Genomic DNA, 17,658 nt, shown 5'->3' with positions numbered 1-17,658 from the left:
GCCGTCGTGGTGATCCGTCCCGACGACGAGGTCTACCGCGTCGACGCGGTGTGGCTCGGCCCGCAGGGCATGACCCTGCCGTGGTCGGCCCGCTACTCGGCGTACGGCATCTGGCTGACGCTGTTCGTCACCGTGCTGTTGGTCGAGGCTGTGCTGCCGATGAGCATCAGCATCCCTCCGGTGTGGGAGGTGGTGCTGACCATCCTGGCGACGTATGCCCTGACCGGGGTGATCGACCACGAGCGTCCGCTCGCGAGCGTCGTCCACCTAGTGCGCATCGAGATGCGTACGCCTCGCGCCCGCAAGGCAGGTCGGCCCGTCCGGGTCTCTGCCACCCAGATTCGTTCGAGGAGCCACCATGCTGCGGCGTCCTGAGTCCGATCCCGCGACGCGGTCGGTGCTCGCGCTGCGGAACATCGAGGACAACCTGTGCTTCACGGCGCACGAAGCGTGGGCCTGGTTCGTGTTGCCGACGCAGCCGTGGGCGTTCAGATCGGACCGGCAGCGGGAGCAGCTGCTGTACGGCATAGGTGACGGGCTGGCCTGGCTGGCCGGTCACCGCATCCACCTCCGCGTGACCTCGCGGCCGTACCCCGCCGCCGACTGGGCGCGGAAGCTTCACGACCTCACGCCCGCCCCGCTGGGGACCGACGGCGTCGAGCCGTGGTCGGAACACATGGTGACGATGCAGAAGCACCTGCGCCACCAGACGCTGGGCGACAAGGACGTGTTCCTCGGGGTCCGGCTGGGCAACCGGGCGGCCACCCACCGGATGATCGGCGCCCTGTGGCGCCACCCCGGCAACGTCGAGCACGCCCGCCTGCTGACCAAGCGCGAGCAGGTCACCGAGACCGTGGGGCTGCCCGGGCTCGACGGCAGGCCGGCGACCGCATCCGAGATGGAGTGGCTGGTACGTCGCTCCGTCGGTGTGGGCATGCCGGCTCCTGCTGTGCTGAGCCCGTCCTCGGGCACCGACTGGGATGCCGACGACCTGCACGCGTTCGAGGACGAGATCGAGTACGCCGCCGGCCCGCTCGACCGGACGATCCGACTGACCAGCCGCGGGATGCGCGAGCCCACCGTGCGCCATGCCGCCGTGCTGTCGGTGGGCCGACTCGAGGAGATCGACGCGCCCGACCCGGCACTGGACCCCTGGCTGTCGCACACCGACCGGCTCCCGTTCCCCGTCGAGTGGTCGTGCCAGTTCGACGTGCTCTCCGGGGTGGAGGCGCGGCGTGCGATCCAGCGCAAGCTCCTCGTCGTCCGCGACATGCAGCGGCACTACTCCGAGCACGACCTCGACGAGCCACTCGCCCTGGGGCGACAGGCCGACCAGGCCCGCCAGGTCGAGGACCAGATGACCCGCGGTGCGGACGTCACCGCAGCCCGGGTGCACGGGTGGTTCCGGCTCGCAGTCACCGGCCCGACGGAGGAGGCCTGCCTCGAGCGAGCGCGCCAGGTCGTCACGTCGTACCGCTCGCGTCGGGTCACCATCGAGCACCCGCGCGGCCAGTACGGCCTGCTGCGGGAGTTCATCCCGGGGGAGCCGGTCTCGACGGCAGCGCACCGTCGTCGGCTGCCGGCCATGTACGTCGCGGCGGGAGTTCCGACTGCTTCGAGCCGCCTCGGCGACCGCCGCGGCCCCTACATCGGCTGCACCACCGGAGCATCGCGGCGAGCGGTCATGTTCGACACGCACTACGCGACCGAGGTGCGCGAGACCTCCGGGCTCGTCCCGGTCGTGGGTGGTCTCGGAGCGGGCAAGAGCGTGCTGCTCGGCCAGCTGACCTACGAGGCAGCCCGCCGCGGCATCCCGTCGGTCGTGCTCGACCCGTCGGGTCCGCTGTCGCGCCTGGTGGACCTGCCCGAGCTGGCGGAGCACGGCGAGCACATCGACCTGACCGCAGCAGCCAACGGGACGCTCAACCCGTTCGACGTGGTGGCTGCCCCGCAACGCGAGGGCTTCGCGACCGAGGAGGCGTTCCACGAGGCAGTGGTGATGGCCTCCCAGGACCGCAAGCTGCTGGCGATGGACGTCATCAAGATGCTCCTTCCGCCATCGGTCAACGCGTTGCCCCAGACGTCGCTGGTGGTCTCCGACGCGGTCCGCGCGACCGGAGGTGAGCGGTCGTCGTCGCTGTGGGACGTGGTCCGCATCCTCGAGTCGTTGGAGGACCCGCACGGTCGTGTCGTCGCCAACTACCTGCGCGACATGGCGGAGCTCCCGTTGTCCCGACTCTTCTTCCCCGGAGTCGAGCCGACGGCGGCACGCATGCAGGCGACCTTGACGGTGCTGACGATGCCGGGCCTGGTCCTGCCGCCCCGGACCGTTCCGCGCGAGCACTGGTCGACGTCGGAGCAGATGGCGGTGCCCCTGCTGCACCTCGCGGCCTGGTACGCGACGCGCGCCGTCTACGGGCGCGACATGCAGAGTCGCAAGCTCGTCGCGCTGGACGAGACCCACTTCCTGGGGGAGTGGTCGGCCGGTCGCGCGCTGTTCACCCGTCTGGGCCGCGACTCGCGGAAGTGGAACACCTGCGTCCTGGCGTCGTCGCAGAACCCGGCCGACGTGCTCGGGATGGACGTCGCCAACTTCATGTCGGCCGCGTTCGTCGGACGCATCGAGGACGAGGAGGCGGCGCGCGACGCGTTGCGGATGCTCCGTGTCTCGACGGGGGTCGGCTACGAACGGGCACTTGCCTCGCTCTCGTCGGGACGAGGCGGCCAGGCCAACCGTGAGTTCGTGATGCGCGACGTGGACGGCAACGTCGACAAGGTCGGCGTCGACCTGTCCGCCAACCCCGGTCTTCTGGGTGCCCTCAACACCACTGCCGGTCGCGACGGGCCGGGAGCACGGGCCTCGGAGCGGGTGGCATGAGGCGGCTGCTGCGGTGCGCCGTACTGGTGATCGTCGGTCTGCTGGTGCTCGGCGGTGCGCCGGCCTCCGCCGTCGACGACCCCGCGGTTCCTGACCCGCTGCTGCCGCAGGTGCCACTGCCCGACCTGCCGGGCGTGAGCGATTGCAAGGACGCTCCGTCGCCTGAATCTCCGGGCATGGGGGTGGCCGGCCTCTTCACCCGTGAGCCGGCGCAACTGCCTCCTGCCGCGGATCCGTTCGCGGAGGGCTCGAGCACCACGATCTTCGAGCAGTACGGGTATGCCGGACTCCGCTGGCACACCTACGACCTCGGCTGCGGACCCGACGCCCTGCGACAGCCCGACGCTGTCATCGGCACGGCAGTCAGCAACTGGGTGACGCAGATCCCGGTCGCCCTGACGGCCCTCACGGGCTCGCTGACCCAGGTGGCCTTCAAGCCGTCCTTCCTCGGCGGGTTCGACCCTGTGGTGGCGCGGGTGTCGACCGCGCTCCACGACAGCCTCTTCGCCAACTGGGCGCCGGTCGTCCTCGGCGTCCTGGGCCTGTCGATGATCGCCATGGCCCGGCGACGGGCGTTCTCGTCGACGGCGACGGCCGCCGCCTGGGCCCTGCTGGTCCTGGTGCTCGCCACGGTGCTGTTCCGGTGGCCGGTGGCCGCGGGGCAGGTCGCCGACGCGACCGTGACCTCCACCGTGGGCGAAGTGGTGGGCCGACTCGACGGGGACCCGACGACCACTGACCCGGGCATGGCCGTGGCCTCCCAGGTGCAGGAGACGATCATGTACCGCGCGTGGCTCGCGGGGACGTTGGGTGACGCCGACAGCGCCACGGCGGTGAAGTTCGGGCCCGACCTGTTCAAGGCGCAGGCGTTGACCTGGCGCGAGGCGGCGGCGGCAGAGAGCGACCCCGAGCGTGCGAAGGAGATCTTCGAGGCGAAGCAGGAACGCTGGATGGAGGTCGCCGACCAGATCAAGGAGCGCGACCCCGAGGCCTACGAGAACCTGCGTGGGACGAGGTCGGAGACCCGCGTGGGTTATGCGCTGCTCTCCGCGGTCGCCACCTGCCTGTCGCTGCCGTTCCTGCTGCTGGCGGCGCTGCTCATGCTGGGCTGCTTCATGATCGTGCGCCTGGCCGTCATGCTCTTCCCGGCCTTCGCCGTACTGGGGCTCTTCCCGGCCGCGAGCGGCCTCGTGACGGGCATCGGTCGCACGGTGGCGGCCGCCGTCGTCAACGCGATCCTCTTCGGTGTCGGCGCGGGCGTGACCGTCGCGGTGCTCGGCATCCTGTTCAACCCTGGCAGCGGATCGCCGGCCTGGCTCGGTCTGGTGCTGATGCCGCTGTTCACCTTCGTGATGTGGCAGGCGCTACGACCGTTCCGGCGTCTCGGCTCGATGGTCAACCCCAATGGAAACCACCTCGGGTCGGTCAATGACTCGTTCGGCCGCGTGGGACGGCGCGCCAAGCAGCGGGGCAGGCAGCTCGTCGTGGCCTCGACCGCTGCGCTCACCGGTGGTGCGTCGGCCGGGGCTGCTGCGGCCGCTGCGAGCTCTGGTGCGAAGGACACTGCGGACGACCCAGTGCCACGAGCCGAGGCCATGTCCGCACCCCCGGTGGTCCCGGCCCAGCGGAAGTTAACCGATGACGCGGCTGCCGCGACGTCGCGACGGGCACCTGACACACGCGCCCCGACGGAGCAGCCGCGACCTCCCGCTCGCAGCACCGCACGAGTGGCGGGCGTGCTTGACGCTCCATCGGCCTCACCCCCGGTCCGCGAGCTGCCCGAGGGCTTCGTGCCGCGGCCCATGTCGCGAGGAGTGCCGCCGCCCCCGATCGAGCCCGAGTGGTACGACGGCGAGGCCGTCTACCCGATCTACCGCCCCACGGAGAAGCACGAACACGAGGGAGCGGACAACCAGGCAGGTGCTCGGTGACCGGGGCTGGGATGAGGTGGACCGCAGGCACTGCGCTGGCGACGGGACTGCTGCTGGGCCCGCCGCTGCTCATGGTGGCGGCCATGACGGGCGGGAGGAGCGAGGTCGCCCAGGGTGGCTGCGGTGACCTGACGCAGGTCTCGGCCGAGGTGGGCAGCAGTGCACCCGCCGCCGGACTCTCCCCGGAGCAGACCCGCAACGCCGCGACCATCGTGGCTGTCGGGCGCCGGATGGGCATCAGTCAGCGAGGCCAGGTCGTCGCGCTCGCCACCGCGTCGCAGGAGTCGCGGTTCCTCAACTACGCCAACGATGGGCTCGGGGGAGATCTCAGTGCCGACCAGCGCGGCGTCGGGCGATCGCTCGAGCTCCCGCACCAGGCCGTGGGGAGCGACCACGGTTCCATCGGGCTGTTCCAGCAGCAGTGGCCGTGGTGGGGGTCGATGTCCGAGCTCATGGATCCCGCCACGTCGGCGGTGAAGTTCTACGAGAAGCTGCGGCAGGTGCCGGGGTGGCAGGCCATGCCGGTGACCCGCGCCGCGCAGGCCGTGCAGCGCTCGGCGTACCCCGATGCGTACGCCGACGACGAGGCGCTTGCCGTCCGTCTCATCGGGCAGCTGGGTGGCGCGGACGTGTCGAACGCGGCCACCACGAGCGCCGACTGCTCGACGACCGACGTCGTCGACGGGCGGGTCACGACACCGGTGTCCACCCGCACTGCTGGTAGCGACCGTCGCAACTTCGGGTCGAGCGGTGGGAGGTGGGCACGTGGTCACACCGGAACGGACTTCTCCCTGTCCTGCGGGACGCCGGTGCTGGCCGCCACCTCGGGTCGGGTGGTGATCGAGACCGACCAGGGGTGGGCCGGACGATGGCTGGTGAAGGTGAGCACGGGGGAGGGGGCGCTGACGACCTGGTACGCGCACATGCAGCGCGTGCTGGTGTCGGACGGGGCCGTCGTACGCGCGGGGCAGCAGATCGGCGAGGTGGGCACGCTCGGCAACTCGACCGGCTGCCACCTGCACTTCGAGGTGCACCCGCGGGGTGGGTCGATCTACGAGGACCCCGTTGACCCCAGCGAGTGGCTGAGCCGCCACGTGGGTGAGACGGCCCCCCAGGTGCAGTCCGTCGCCGCACGTCCCGCGACCGGTGGTTCCGACTTCGTGCTCGCCAGCTTCAACGTCCTGGGTCACTCGCACACCGGGCCCCGCGGCAACAAGGCGCACTGGGCGTCCGGAGTCAGTCGGATGAGCCGGGCCATAGGGATGCTCGACAGCTACGAGGTCGACGTCGTGGGGTTCCAGGAGCTGCAACGTGCGCAGTACGACGTGCTGACCAGAACGGCGGGGGACAGGTACGCGATCTACGTGCCGCCCAGCAGCACCGAGATCTCCGTCGCCTGGCGCCGTGACCGGTGGACCTTCGTCAGCGCCGATACGGTGCCGGTGCCGTCGTGGAAGGGGCGCATCAAGGACATGCCTCTAGTGCGCTTGCGTCATGTCGCATCGGGCCAAGAGGCCATCTTCTTCAGCGTGCACAACGCCGCGAGCATCGGCGGCCCTGCCGCGCCTCGCCACCGGGCCGAGGCCGTACGGCGCGAGCTCGCCACCATGCGAGCCGTCACTGACCGGTACGACGTGCCGGCGTTTCTCTTGGGAGACATGAACGAACGCATCCCGGCGTTCTGCGGCCTGACGAAGGGGCAGGTGCTGTCGACGCCGGCAGGTGGTTCGCATGCCACAGAGTGTCGGCTGCCCAAGCGTCTAGGCATCGACTGGATCTTCGGCAACCGACATGCGCGCTGGCTCGGCTACACGGTCGACTGGGCTACGAGTCGCAGCCAGGTCAGCGACCACCCGCTCGTGGTCGCCCGAGTCGGTCTGGGGCGGACGTCGTGAGCGACGAACAGCTGCCCTACTTCGGCCGCCCACCGGCCCGTGCGCCGCGTCCAGCCGCAGAGGCAAGAACGTTGCGTGGGAGGCGTGTGATCCTGTCGCTGCCCGACGGGTTCGTCTACGACGTCCGCGCACTCAGCGAGGTATTGATGCAGGAAGACGGTCCGGTGGTCGAGGTCGCAACAGAGGAGGACTACTTCCGCTGGATGTTCACTGGCTACCCGCCTATGCGGACGGCTTACCCGCTTCGACTTGTATGGGTCGACTGATGTCCACGGCGCAGATGTTTGGTCGGCGGAACGCTACAGAGCGCGTCACCCACGCGGTGAAATGACGCGCGCGGCAAGTACTGGACGCGGACCATCGAGCGGACGTGGGGCCTCGGACCCGCCGGGCTCAACTGGTTCGTTCGCCAGCCTCGAACGCATCCATGAACTCAGCGTGCAGGGCTTGCAACGTCTCGGGAGCTCCCGGAGCAAGTCGGATGTCGGGAGCGCGACCCACCACCTCATAGGCAATCGCTACCTTGCCAAGCGCAACGTGGTTGGCCTTCGACCACTGTGTGATGGAGCGCCCTGCCGTTTGGGATGCCTTGAAGGCTCGGGCTGTTGGACGCGGTGCGCCAAGTGGAAGCACGGCGTCGATGACCTCCAGGAGAAAGTCGCGGTCGAGCAGGTCCTCGATTGAGGTGCCCCTTGGCAACGACTTGAGGCGGGCCTCGGGAACGTCGCGAGCCCGCAGGACGGTCAGGTAGGCAGACCCCGCCTTGTCGCCGTCAGTCAGGTAAATGACCCGCGCAGCCACCTCTTCGACATCAAAGCCGTGGCCTTGGGCGTGCGAAAGCCCTGGTGCCACCTGATAGGCGAGGTCATCTAACCCGGTCGCGGCTCGAATGAGGGTTGGCAGCAGGATCATCTCGGACGCTCCTTCGCCGAGCACAGCCCGGCGACACCGCGAGAAGGCGGCAGCGCCCGCCCCCATGGCGTAGAGGAGCGGCCCAAAACCAGGCTCATTGTTAGTCCAGAAATGAGTCTTGATCTCGCTCTTCTCGTCGTGCCGTTCGAGCAGGCGGATACCGGTGCCAAGGTCGCTGGGTAGGCACGCGGGCGAGTGCGTCGTGTACCAGACCTGAGTCGCGTTGATCTGCTTTAGAAGTCCGCCCACCAGGTCGGCCTGGGCGTCTGAGTGAAGGTGCAGTTCGGCCTCGTCGATAAGGAGGATCGGAGGGATCTCCAACGCTTGCGATCCGAGAAACAGAGCCAGCGTCACAAACGCGCGTAGACCTTCGCTGCGCTCCTCGATCCTCGTGAAGCGCCTCGTGTCCATGTCGACGACATGGGTGCGCAGCCCTGTCTCGTCGACATCGATGTTCACGGAGATGTTGGACTGGTTCCACGCCTGTCCGAAGAACGAGTCGAGTCGTCGGTTGCCAAGGTCCAGCAGCGTCTTCTTCTCACCTGAGTCCTGGTCGGAGTGGGCCCTCCAAACCGCGGTGATGTCGACCCCGGCGACCGCGAGAAGGTTCGCAACCGCCGACGGCATGTGCGAGCGGCTCTGTCGGTCAACTGGTGTAACCGTTGGCAGGATCCGGTCGTCCTCGCGGAAGAGCAAGAAGGCAGGTACTCGCTCGCGCAGCAAGTCGATCCCTACATCGTTCGGGTGTTCGCGGCTGCCGATCATGGCGGCGGAACGAATGAGGCTGGCTGCCTTCGAATCGCGGGGGTTCTTCCTGCCCGCGGGCGTCTCTGCAAGCCAGTCGTGCAGCGCTTCGGTCGCCGCCTGATCGTCGGAATCCCACTCACTGTCAGGAGCATCCAGCCGCTCTGCGATCCGATCAATCCACGTAGTGGGACCATCCTGGCGCTTCTCGTCGCTGTACTGCGCGTCTGTAGCTGAGATTTGCTTAGCAAGCCGCTCTCGCGCACGCCTCAGCCCCTCAGCCGCTTCCAGGAAGGGAGCTGGGTCACGCTTCGGCCGGCGAGGGTTGTCGAACACCATAGTTAGCGATCCGTTCGCCTGCTTGAACAGGCTGACACCGGTGGGCGTGTGGTCGAAGCCGAGAGGCTCCAGAATTTCTAACTCATCGTCGCCGAGGACGAACTCAGCTCCCACAATCCATCCGGCGTCCTTCCGCTTCACGCGCGACTTGTCGAGGCTCGACAGAGGGGTTTCGTCGTCCTCACTGAGCCACTCCAGCCCGGTAAGCACAGAAGACTTGCCGGACTCGTTCTGGCCCACGAACGCAAGGAGGTAAGGGCTGACATTGCATGAGGTGTCGGCTAGCCGCTTGTAGCCCTCAAACATGATCCTGCGACAGCGCATCCGCTTCACTGCAATCTCCCTAGCGCTTCACGCCCTCGGTTCCGACATCGCCGGAGTGAGGTCATACTGCCCGAGCGGGGGGGACAAACACAGACGGCGTTGTTCGAACGACGACGGTAGGCGTGTCGCAATCGCCGAACCCGAAAGACGAGAACACCGTTCAAGTCGGTCCAGATTCAGAGCTGGTCCGGATTGCGCGTCCGGACGTGCGTAAGCACCGGCGGCAGTCGGGTCCTGACACGCGGGGTGAGCCTGTCCCGGGGGCCCGAACAGGCGGTGGTGTGACGCATAGGCACGAGCAAGACGCACGTCGCTGCGACCATGCGCTCGTATCCATGACTCAATCCCACTTCATGGGCGGAGCTAGTACAACACCAATGGCAGTCCGTGGGCTCCTGATCCTGGCCCCGTGGCCTCGGACGAATAAACCGGCGAGGGCTGTCGGCACCTCCTGACACGATGTACCCATGGCATCACAGTCCCGGAACGTGTTCGTCGGAAGCACCCAGCACCGTACCGACCCTGACAGCCTCCCGACCGAGTACGACCCCAGCGGCCCCTGCCCCTGGTGCGGACGTGTGTCCAACTTCAAGATTGAGGACAGCCAAAGATGGTTGCGCTCGATCCCAACCGATCATCATGCTGGTTACAAGGCCACCCACGTCTGCGCAATACTGCGCTGCGACGGGTGTGGAAACGCCGTTCTCAGTGTCACCGATCCCGCTGGACAGGGCTTGCACTGGTACCCACCGCCCGGAGCCGGGGTTCTCGACAGGCAGGTAAATGTGGGCGTGGCTTCTGCCTACGACGAGGGAATGAGATGCCTGAGCATCAACGCTTTCCGTGCCGCTGCTGTGATGTTCCGGTCTTCACTGAGCCTGTTCGTAAAAGACAAGGGGAGCGAGAAAGCGCGGGGCGAGCGTCACCTCAAGAGCGCTCTCAAACACATGAAGGCCGACGGCGACCTCCACAAGTCCCTTTGGGAGTGGGCAGACCATCTGAACCAACTGGGTAACGAAGGCGCTCACCCTGAGGATTACGACGATGTCACAGGTGCGGAAGCGGTGGGGCTGAGCAAGTTCGTCCGGCATCTAATCAGACACGAGTACGAGATGCCTGCGCAATTGCTCCGCGACCAGGGGTTGCTCGGAGATGACTAGCCCGCCCAGGGTATTTAGATCCGGCTCTGACTCGACACCATGGCACGCTAGTTGCATTGGAGGCCTGTTCTCTGTCTAACTTCGCCGTTCGATGGGAAAGCGCAGCCGCAGGCAGCCCTACCCGGGCGCTGCCGAGGAATGTCATATCGCTGCGTTGGAGGAGCAACGCACGCCCCGAAGGCTGGCAGAAGGTCTAAGAGGTGCCCGACGACGACTGGAGCTCCTGCAGAAAATCAGCACGGACCGCCCGAGCAAAAGTTTCGACCTTTTGCTGGTTCTTGAAGAACGACATAGCAAAGCCGCCTGGATTCTCCCGTTCGTGACGTGCAACTACGCACTCCGCTAGGACACGAACCTGATCCGTGCAACCAGCCATGAAAGCTGCAACATCCCAGTCGATGTTCGTAAACTCGGCGGCATTTCCCCGCGCCCACTGCATAAAGAGCGCAGACGCCATGAACTCAGAGTTCTTGACGATATTCTTCGCCCGATGCTCCCGCTCTCGGCCGGCGGAATTGTACGAGTCACGGAATGAGCGCCAAAAGCGCACAGAGTTGTACATGATCGCCGCATTCAAATCACGAGGAAAAAGTTCGAGATACGGACTTGCACTGAGGTCTGCCCACATGCGACCGATCTCGCGCTTGGCTCGCGTCGCGTTGGCCACGCCAGACCAGCAGCTCAGCGCTCGGGTGGCCTCCTCGAGATCGAACGCAAAGTCATACTCTTCGTCGTCGAGCGCCTGTCCGGTGCGGAACGAGTACTGAACCTTTTCAGCCAAGAGGAGGTCACTCAGCTCCTGCTGATATGGATCCAACGCGACAAACTCGCGGTTGCTGACTTGGTTCTGGGTATTGGTGTAGCGGGTGACCTGTTTCTCAAAGTCCTCGGGGTGCTCTGCGGTCGAGATGACGCGGACCGTGACATGAACGTCATCTAACGGCAAGTTACTGCGGAATGCTCGCGAAAGGGCACCGCAAGTCTGTGCCCCATTGACGACGCTTAAGCCTTTCAACGAGAAGGTCTCGTTAGAGGACCTCGGATTGGTGCGAGAGCACCCGATCGAGTTTGCAACAATGGTAATGCCGTTATTGTAGTACCAGAAGTCTGACGGCGAGTCGCGTAGGGTTTCGTCGAGAACTTCGTTTGTTTCGGTGGACCGAAGGATCGCGCGGATGTTTTTATCAAACAGTAGTTCACTAAATTGTTCTGTCAGAGTTGCTAGCTGCTCACCGGAAACTATTCCCATGATCTCCGACCTGTAGTCGCTCATTGTGATCCACCGGTCAAAAGTCAGCTCGGAGTCAGGTGACGACAGGCCGCTGGCAATGTTCCTGCGTTCGAAGTTCTCTCGCAGACCTTCATAGTGAAACTCGAGGATATCGCCCGCCGCGTTTACGTCTTCGGTCAACTGATTGCTCAGGCGAGACGCATCCTCGTTTGGTCCTTGCGCGCCTAAGTAACTAAAGATGGCTATGACTCGAGCATCGGCAAGCACCTCTTCTATCTCACCGCGACGCCGACGAGCCTTTGGGCCCAACGCATCCCAATCCCAGTCGAGAAGGCAGCGAATGCCGTGCACGAACTTCATAACTTCGGTCGGACTGGGGCCACCAACGGACGTCTTGGTCTGAACGACGTAAACCTCACGACGCGCGGCCGAAATCCCGATCGCATCGATTCCCTGGTCATTACTCTCATCGACCACGGATGCGCACGCCTCGTCAACAGAGACCATTGCGCGCGCCGCCACGGTCAAGGCCGCCAAGGCCCGAGTGGTGCGTGCCTTTGCCTGTTCACTCTCCGAATGCTGCTGATAGTCGGACAGGTCGATGTGGGATTCGAAGTCTTCCTCCAGCCGCCTACGAACCTGACGCTCTTGCAGCTCCACTTCAGTCCTCTCAAAGGGCGGGTAAGAATGAATTGATCCCAGTCACGTGCGCGGGTCGATCTCCTGAGGCGTAAACATAAGCCGCCTCGAGCCTGGAGGAGCCAACAAACCAAGGTTACGCAGAGTCACGATCAGCCGTGAGCGTGCGCGCGACGAGAAGGGCCCTCTTCGCCCGCCAGTTCCGGGGGGGAAGGGGGGCATCCAGGCCCTCGGGCGAGCGGCCGACGAGCCTGAAGTCGCAATGCAACGTCTTTGTGGGCGGGATGGGCGTGCGCAGCACGCTCCGCTGGGGCGATGCGAGACGTTTCGTCGCGTCCCGAACAGGTGGTGTGAGTGTCCTGCGCATCCCGGTTGATTTGCAGTCAGCAATCGACCCCAGGAGGAACCATGGCCATTCCGCGCAAGCTGCCCGTCGAGTTCGACATCGTCTTCCCGCTCGGTGCCTACATGGTCGGCGAGATCTCGCCGGTCCGTGACTACGACCGATCCACCCGCGAGAACGCCGTCCAGGCGGCCGACCCCGACTCGGGCTTCCCCGTCTGGGCGGTCGACGTCGTGGACGCCGACCCGGACGCCCGGAAGAACAACCGCACGATGACCGTCAAGGTCAGCGCCAAGGTGATGCCGGTGCTCGAGCGCCACGAGGGCGAGCTGCCGTTCCGGCCGGTGCGCTTCACGGGCATGACCGCGACGGCGTACGTCGAGGACAGTGGCAACTTCTCCCGCATCGCGTGGTCCCTGCGTGCGTCGGAGGTGACGACGCCGAGCGCACCCGCTGCCGGCGGCTCGTCACAGCGGGCCGACAAGGCGGTGGCCTGACATGTCGGTGGGCTGGGACGTGGAGTGGGGCAGCTGGGTGCTCGGTGACCTCGCCGATGTGCTTGGACGGGTCGCGGACCTCCTGGGCCGCCAGCAGGACGTCGCCCGGATCGAGGTGGTTCCGCCCACCGAGGGCGGTGGGCTGCCGGCCGTGACCGTTCACGTCGACGGCGAGATGCCCAAGCGCAAGCTGCGCCGGCGGCTGCTGTACGGCGAGGACGAGGTCGAGTTCATCAGCCAGAGCCCCACCGGGTGGACCGCAGAGACGGCGGGACTCGTCCTCACCGTGGTCGTCGCCGGGGGTGAGTGACGTGGTGGCCGGTTCACAGCACGAGTGGTTCCGCTTCCTCGACGCCTCGTCGGACGACGAGGCCGTGGCCGAGCTGGCACGGTGGTCCGCGTCTTTGAAGGGGGCGTACGACGAGCTGGCTCGACTGTGTCGTGGTCTCGCTGACGCTCCGGACCCGGACCTGCACGAGGTGCTGGGGGTCGCTCGGTCGACCCTCGGTGAGGGCATCGACATCCTCGACGCCACGGTGGGCCGGTTCCGGACCGGCGAGCACCGCGTGGCATGACCCTCCCCAAGACGGCAGCGACGGCGTGGTCCGAGGCCCGCTTCTGGGTGGTTCTCCTGACCCGGTTGACAGGGCGGTTCCCCGGCCACGTCGTCGTTGCTCTTGCCCTGGCGTGGATTGCATGGGCTCTCGCGCCCGTGACGGTCGCTCTGGCGGCATCCGTGGCGATCTCGGTGCGGATCTGGATGCTCCGCTGGCCGCTCGGCTACTGGCGCGCGGCTGGGCCCGTCGTCGGGCGTTGCCGAGCAGGCGCTGTCAGACGATGCTGGGGGGAGTCCCTGGACGCATGTGGGCTCACGAACGATCGGCCACTGCTCCGAGTCCTGGCCCGCTGGCCACGGCTGGTGATCCGGTCACGGCTGGCGAGCGGCCAGACCGTCACCGAGTTCGAGGAGAGGGCCGAAGCCCTGCGCTCCTGCGTGGGAGCCACGCAGATCCGGATCGAGCCCGACGGCGTCCGCGACGTCCGCATCTCGTTGGCCTTCGCTGACGTCCTGGACCTCCCCTTTGCTGCGAACGTTCCCGCGCACGGTTCGGACGATGCGGTGATCGTGGGACGGCAGTGGGACGGGTCCGACTGGGCCCTCCCCATCGGCCCCCACACCCTGGTTGCCGGGTGCTCCGGGTCCGGGAAGGGGTCGGTCCTGTGGTCGTTCGTCTTCGGCCTCGCCCCGGCCGTGAGAGACGGCCGCGTCCAGCTGCATGGCATCGACCTCAAGGGCGGCATGGAGATCCTGATGGGTCGCGGCTTCTTCACGACGCTCGCGACATCCCAGGCGGAGGCCGTCGCATCGCTCGAGCTGCTGGTCGACTGGCTACAGGCGAGGACCCGTCAATATGCCGGCCGCGTCCGCAGCCACCAGGCATCCGAGACCGAGCCACTTCACGTCGTCGTCATCGACGAGCTGGCGGCCCTGACGGCGTACTCGACGGATCGGGAGCTCCAACGTCGCGGCGAGGTGGCGCTGAGCATCCTGCTCTCGCAGGGGAGGGCGCCCGGGTTCGTCGTGCTGGCCTGCTTGCAGGACCCGCGCAAGGACGTCGTACCAACACGGGGGCTGTTCACGCAGATGGTGGGCCTTCGGCTCAAGGACGACTCGGAGTCGACCATGGTCCTGGGTGAGGCAGCAGTGCAGGCGGGTGCCCACTGCCACCGCCTGTCACGCGAACTGCCCGGCACGGGTTACGTCGTGCCGGAGTCCGGGGGGCCGCCGGTCAAGGTGCGGGCCGGCTACGCGTCGGACGACCTGATCCGCGAGACGGCCGCAGAGTTCGCGACGCCGACGACGCTGTCCGTGCTCCCGGTGCGCGTCGAGAGCGCGGGACGAAACCGACGTCCTGGCCGTGCAACGGAGACGAGATGACGCGGTCGGGTCCGCCCGCGGCGCTTGTCGCGTCAAGGCACCGCGAGGCATACCGGCTCGACGCCGAGCGCCGCGCGCGCGGATGTGTGCAACCCGTGCGACTGCGCGGGCAGCGCAACCTGGTCGACACCCGCACCGGGGAGGTCACGACGCTCTACGACTCGGCCAACGAGCTCGATGGTCAGGTGTACGTGCGGTGCGGCGACCGGCGGGCGCGATTGTGCCCGAGTTGTTCTCGGGAGTACAAGGGCGACGCCTGGCACCTGCTGCTGTGCGGCCTCGCCGGCGGCAAGGGGGTGCCCGCCGATGTCGCCAGACGCCCCTGCACCTTCCTCACGTTGACCGCGCCCTCTTTCGGTCCGGTGCACGGCGCCCGCGGAGGCGGTACCTGCCGCGCGCGCCGCGACCGGCCGAGGTGCCCGCACGACCGGCCCTTGTGGTGCACCCGGCGGCACGCCAGAGACGACAGACAACTGGGGGAGCCACTGTGCGAGGACTGCTACGACTACGTCGGGCATGTGCTGTGGCAGTGGCACGCCCCGGAGCTCTGGAGACGTTTCTGCATCGCGCTGCAGCGCGAGCTCGCCAAGGCGGTCGATCTCCGGGTTGCTGAGTTTCGCAAGGCCTGCCGCATCTCGTACTCGAAGGTGGTCGAGTTCCAGGCCCGTGGAGTCGTGCACCTCCACGCGCCCATCCGTCTCGACGGCCCCGAGGGCCCCGACGGCCCGGCGTGCGGACTGCACCTGGGGACCGCCGAGCTGGAGCACGCCGTCGTCATTGCCGCCAGCCGTGTGGCGATCGACTCCGAGCCGCTGCGAGACGGAGCCACGAGACGACTGGCCTGGGGAACGCAGGTCGACCTGCGCTCGATCGTCGACACCGCAGCCAGAGACTCCGATCGGTGTGGACGCGTCGTCCACCCGGAGCAGGTGGCGGCGTACCTCGCGAAGTACCTGACCAAGACCACCGAGGACTTCGGGCTCCCCGCCCGGGTGGCGACTCCGGGCCAGGCTCGCGCAGCCGGTGCTCGTCCTCATGCCGTAAACATCGTCCGCACCGCCTACAGGCTGAGCCGGGAGCACGAGGACTACGCCCGCATGCGCCGATGCCTCGCCACGCTGGGCTACCGGGGACACCCGATCACCAAGTCGCGGGCCTATTCCGTGACGTTCGGTCAGTTGCGACTCGCCCGGCGACTACATCGAGGTGGACGCAGCGAGGACGCGTCGGCCTGGGACGTGCGTCTGTTGGCTGAGGATGCGGTGCCTGCGGGATTTGAGGTCGTCTCGAGCTTCGTCTACGTCGGGCGTGGACTTGCGACGTCGCTTCCTCACCCCAGGGCGGGACCAGTCGCCGCGTAGCACGACGAACGCGGCAGCCTCTCCACGACGAGGTCTGGAGCATTGGTACGCCGCCGAACCACCTCGAGTCCAACGTGCGGCGAGGCATCAGTCAGGTGATGAGTGACGACCAGTAGTCCCAGAACCTGTGCGTGACCAGGGCGGCGATCACGGTGGTGATCAGGGTGAGTGCGACGGCGTGGTTCGTGACGAGCATCCGGATCGGCGTGCCGGTGCCAGCGACCCCGAGGCGCCCGGTAGCGAGGTTGGACAGGGTGAGGTACCAGAACACAGGGATGACGATGGCCCAGACGACCATGCAGTACGGGCAGAGGGCGCCGATGCGGTAGAGGCTCTGGAAGATGAGCCAGCCGACGAACACCACGGCAAGCGTGGCCCCAGCTTGGAGTCCGAGCCAGTACCAGCGCGGTAGCCGGACTCGGGCCAGGAGCAGCGCCCCGGTGGCGGCAAGGACGGGAAAGGTGGCGAGCCCGATCAGCGGATTGGGGAACCCAAGCAGTTCGGCCTGGTCGGTCTTCATGATCGACCCACAGTTGAGGACCGGGTTGAGGCTGCAGGAGGGGATGAACTCCGGATCGGTGATGAGCGCGATCTTCTCGACCGTGAGGACGAACGCTGCGCCGGCACCGAGCAGGCCTCCGACGAGGAGGAGCCACGGCAGGAGTCGCGGGAACGGTTCCCGTAGGGGCGACCTGTCGGGGGCGTGACCGTGGGCTGTCCGGGTGTGCTGAGCCGCGTCTGCCGCGCTACTCGGCGAGGGCGACATCGAGCGCGTCGGTGAGGTCGGTGTAGTCGCGGGGCTGGATCTGCTGGCCGTTGATGAAGAACGTGGGTGTGCCCTGGACGCCGAGGGCGAGGCCGTCGGCCTGGTCCTTCTTGATGCGCGCGGCGGTCGCGGGGTCGGCGTAGTCGCGGTCGAACTTGGTCATGTCGAGGCCGAGGTCCTCGGCAAACCCTCGGAAGAGGTCGTCGAGCGGCACCTGCTGCTCGCCCCACTGCTCCTGGGTCTCGTACATGCGCGAGTACATCGCTTCGAACTGGCCCTGCTGGGCGGCTGCTTCAACGGTGCGGGCGGCACGTTCGGCGTTGAAGTGGCCCGGCATCGGGAAGTAGCGAGCCACGAACGTCACCCGCCCGGCGTAGTCCTCCCGCAGCTGCTCGACCGCCGGATAGGCGGCACGACACCCCTCGCACTCGAAGTCGAGGAACTCCACGAACTCCACCCCGGTGCCGGCCTTCTCGCCCAGGACGTGGCTGTCGGCGCGCACCAGCTGCGCCCCTCCGTCGCCTGGAGCCGTGCCGGTTCCTTCTGCGGAGCCGGCCGCCGGGGCGGGCTTGGCCGGAGTGTCGCGGCTGCCGACCACGGCCAGAAGTCCGACCACGACGAGCGCGAACGCCGCGAAGATGGCGACAGACATCTTGGCTTGCTTGCTCAACGGAGGTCTCCAGTTGCTCGTCGGCGGTG

15 protein-coding genes are annotated in these 17,658 nt (G+C 67.1%); 11 read left to right on the top strand and 4 right to left on the bottom strand.

The window, feature by feature from the left end; genetic code table 11:
- The first annotated feature begins 9 nt into the window (after window positions 1–9).
- From EDD33_RS13275 to EDD33_RS13255, 5 genes are all read left to right on the top strand, one after another.
- The gene (locus EDD33_RS13275) at window positions 10–375 is read left to right on the top strand and encodes a hypothetical protein (RefSeq protein ID WP_148077088.1); all 366 of its coding nucleotides are present in this window, start codon (window positions 10–12) and stop codon (window positions 373–375) included.
- Window positions 359–2,878: an ATP-binding protein gene (locus tag EDD33_RS13270; RefSeq protein WP_123391432.1), complete on the top strand. Its 2,520-nt coding sequence runs from the start codon at window positions 359–361 to the stop codon at window positions 2,876–2,878. The genes EDD33_RS13275 and EDD33_RS13270 overlap by 17 nt, the downstream gene beginning before the upstream one ends.
- The gene (locus EDD33_RS13265) at window positions 2,875–4,809 is read left to right on the top strand and encodes a DMT family transporter (RefSeq protein ID WP_123391431.1); all 1,935 of its coding nucleotides are present in this window, start codon (window positions 2,875–2,877) and stop codon (window positions 4,807–4,809) included. The genes EDD33_RS13270 and EDD33_RS13265 overlap by 4 nt, the downstream gene beginning before the upstream one ends.
- Before the next feature lie 473 nt (window positions 4,810–5,282).
- The gene (locus EDD33_RS13260) at window positions 5,283–6,704 is read left to right on the top strand and encodes a peptidoglycan DD-metalloendopeptidase family protein (protein WP_211332541.1); all 1,422 of its coding nucleotides are present in this window, start codon (window positions 5,283–5,285) and stop codon (window positions 6,702–6,704) included.
- Window positions 6,701–6,970, top strand: a complete 270-nt coding sequence (locus EDD33_RS13255) for a hypothetical protein (RefSeq protein WP_148077086.1) — start codon at window positions 6,701–6,703, stop codon at window positions 6,968–6,970. The genes EDD33_RS13260 and EDD33_RS13255 overlap by 4 nt, the downstream gene beginning before the upstream one ends.
- A gap of 127 nt (window positions 6,971–7,097) precedes the next feature.
- On the opposite strand, the gene EDD33_RS13250 is transcribed toward EDD33_RS13255, so the two are convergent.
- On the bottom strand, window positions 7,098–9,023 hold the full coding sequence (locus EDD33_RS13250) for an AAA family ATPase (RefSeq protein WP_246003675.1): 1,926 nt from the start codon (window positions 9,021–9,023) through the stop codon (window positions 7,098–7,100).
- A 467-nt stretch (window positions 9,024–9,490) separates the two neighbouring features.
- Here EDD33_RS13250 and EDD33_RS13245 point away from each other — a divergent pair, with 467 nt between their 5' ends.
- On the top strand, window positions 9,491–10,183 hold the full coding sequence (locus EDD33_RS13245; protein WP_123391426.1) for a DUF4145 domain-containing protein: 693 nt from the start codon (window positions 9,491–9,493) through the stop codon (window positions 10,181–10,183).
- 193 nt (window positions 10,184–10,376) lie between these two features.
- Here EDD33_RS13245 and EDD33_RS13240 read toward each other — a convergent pair whose 3' ends face one another.
- Window positions 10,377–12,074 carry an AIPR family protein gene (locus EDD33_RS13240; protein ID WP_123391425.1) on the bottom strand — a complete coding sequence of 566 codons (1,698 nt, stop codon included), beginning with the start codon at window positions 12,072–12,074 and terminating at the stop codon, window positions 10,377–10,379.
- A gap of 387 nt (window positions 12,075–12,461) precedes the next feature.
- Between EDD33_RS13240 and EDD33_RS13235 the strand changes: the two genes are divergently transcribed.
- The 5 genes from EDD33_RS13235 to EDD33_RS13215 are packed head-to-tail and all read left to right on the top strand — an operon-like array spanning window position 12,462 to window position 16,193.
- On the top strand, window positions 12,462–12,893 hold the full coding sequence (locus EDD33_RS13235; protein ID WP_123391424.1) for a plasmid replication, integration and excision activator: 432 nt from the start codon (window positions 12,462–12,464) through the stop codon (window positions 12,891–12,893).
- A gap of 1 nt (window position 12,894) precedes the next feature.
- Window positions 12,895–13,203 carry a hypothetical protein gene (locus EDD33_RS13230; RefSeq protein WP_123391423.1) on the top strand — a complete coding sequence of 103 codons (309 nt, stop codon included), beginning with the start codon at window positions 12,895–12,897 and terminating at the stop codon, window positions 13,201–13,203.
- Window positions 13,204–13,207: 4 nt separating this feature from the next.
- Window positions 13,208–13,468, top strand: coding sequence for a hypothetical protein (locus EDD33_RS13225; RefSeq protein WP_148077085.1), 261 nt, complete (start codon window positions 13,208–13,210; stop codon window positions 13,466–13,468).
- Window positions 13,465–14,832 (top strand): FtsK/SpoIIIE domain-containing protein, encoded by a 1,368-nt coding sequence (locus EDD33_RS13220; protein WP_123391420.1) that lies wholly within the window; start codon window positions 13,465–13,467, stop codon window positions 14,830–14,832. Before EDD33_RS13225 ends, EDD33_RS13220 begins: the two co-directional genes overlap by 4 nt.
- Window positions 14,829–16,193: a replication initiator gene (locus EDD33_RS13215; protein ID WP_342773620.1), complete on the top strand. Its 1,365-nt coding sequence runs from the start codon at window positions 14,829–14,831 to the stop codon at window positions 16,191–16,193. Before EDD33_RS13220 ends, EDD33_RS13215 begins: the two co-directional genes overlap by 4 nt.
- Window positions 16,194–16,284: 91 nt before the next feature.
- On the opposite strand, the gene EDD33_RS13210 is transcribed toward EDD33_RS13215, so the two are convergent.
- Both EDD33_RS13210 and EDD33_RS13205 read right to left on the bottom strand, forming a co-directional pair.
- On the bottom strand, window positions 16,285–16,959 hold the full coding sequence (locus EDD33_RS13210; RefSeq protein WP_123391418.1) for a vitamin K epoxide reductase family protein: 675 nt from the start codon (window positions 16,957–16,959) through the stop codon (window positions 16,285–16,287).
- Window positions 16,940–17,611 carry a DsbA family protein gene (locus tag EDD33_RS13205; RefSeq protein ID WP_123391417.1) on the bottom strand — a complete coding sequence of 224 codons (672 nt, stop codon included), beginning with the start codon at window positions 17,609–17,611 and terminating at the stop codon, window positions 16,940–16,942. The genes EDD33_RS13210 and EDD33_RS13205 overlap by 20 nt, the downstream gene beginning before the upstream one ends.
- Window positions 17,612–17,658 lie beyond the last annotated feature (47 nt).

The sequence above is a fragment of the Nocardioides aurantiacus genome (genome assembly GCF_003752505.1).
GTDB classification, from domain to species: domain Bacteria; phylum Actinomycetota; class Actinomycetes; order Propionibacteriales; family Nocardioidaceae; genus Marmoricola; species Marmoricola aurantiacus.
The sequence above is the reverse complement of the archived record's forward strand: the minus strand, read 5'-3'. Positions and strand labels throughout refer to the sequence as shown.

What these genes read in the sequence shown, in the direction of transcription:
- EDD33_RS13205 (WP_123391417.1), bottom strand. Translation starts at nt 17,611, where the DNA reads ATGTCTGTCGCCATCTTCGCGGCGTTCGCGCTCGTCGTGGTCGGACTT.
- EDD33_RS13235 (WP_123391424.1), top strand. Translation starts at nt 12,462, where the DNA reads ATGGCCATTCCGCGCAAGCTGCCCGTCGAGTTCGACATCGTCTTCCCG.
- EDD33_RS13215 (WP_342773620.1), top strand. Translation starts at nt 14,829, where the DNA reads ATGACGCGGTCGGGTCCGCCCGCGGCGCTTGTCGCGTCAAGGCACCGC.
- EDD33_RS13220 (WP_123391420.1), top strand. Translation starts at nt 13,465, where the DNA reads ATGACCCTCCCCAAGACGGCAGCGACGGCGTGGTCCGAGGCCCGCTTC.
- EDD33_RS13265 (WP_123391431.1), top strand. Translation starts at nt 2,875, where the DNA reads ATGAGGCGGCTGCTGCGGTGCGCCGTACTGGTGATCGTCGGTCTGCTG.
- EDD33_RS13230 (WP_123391423.1), top strand. Translation starts at nt 12,895, where the DNA reads ATGTCGGTGGGCTGGGACGTGGAGTGGGGCAGCTGGGTGCTCGGTGAC.
- EDD33_RS13270 (WP_123391432.1), top strand. Translation starts at nt 359, where the DNA reads ATGCTGCGGCGTCCTGAGTCCGATCCCGCGACGCGGTCGGTGCTCGCG.
- EDD33_RS13245 (WP_123391426.1), top strand. Translation starts at nt 9,491, where the DNA reads ATGGCATCACAGTCCCGGAACGTGTTCGTCGGAAGCACCCAGCACCGT.
- EDD33_RS13250 (WP_246003675.1), bottom strand. Translation starts at nt 9,023, where the DNA reads ATGCGCTGTCGCAGGATCATGTTTGAGGGCTACAAGCGGCTAGCCGAC.
- EDD33_RS13210 (WP_123391418.1), bottom strand. Translation starts at nt 16,959, where the DNA reads ATGTCGCCCTCGCCGAGTAGCGCGGCAGACGCGGCTCAGCACACCCGG.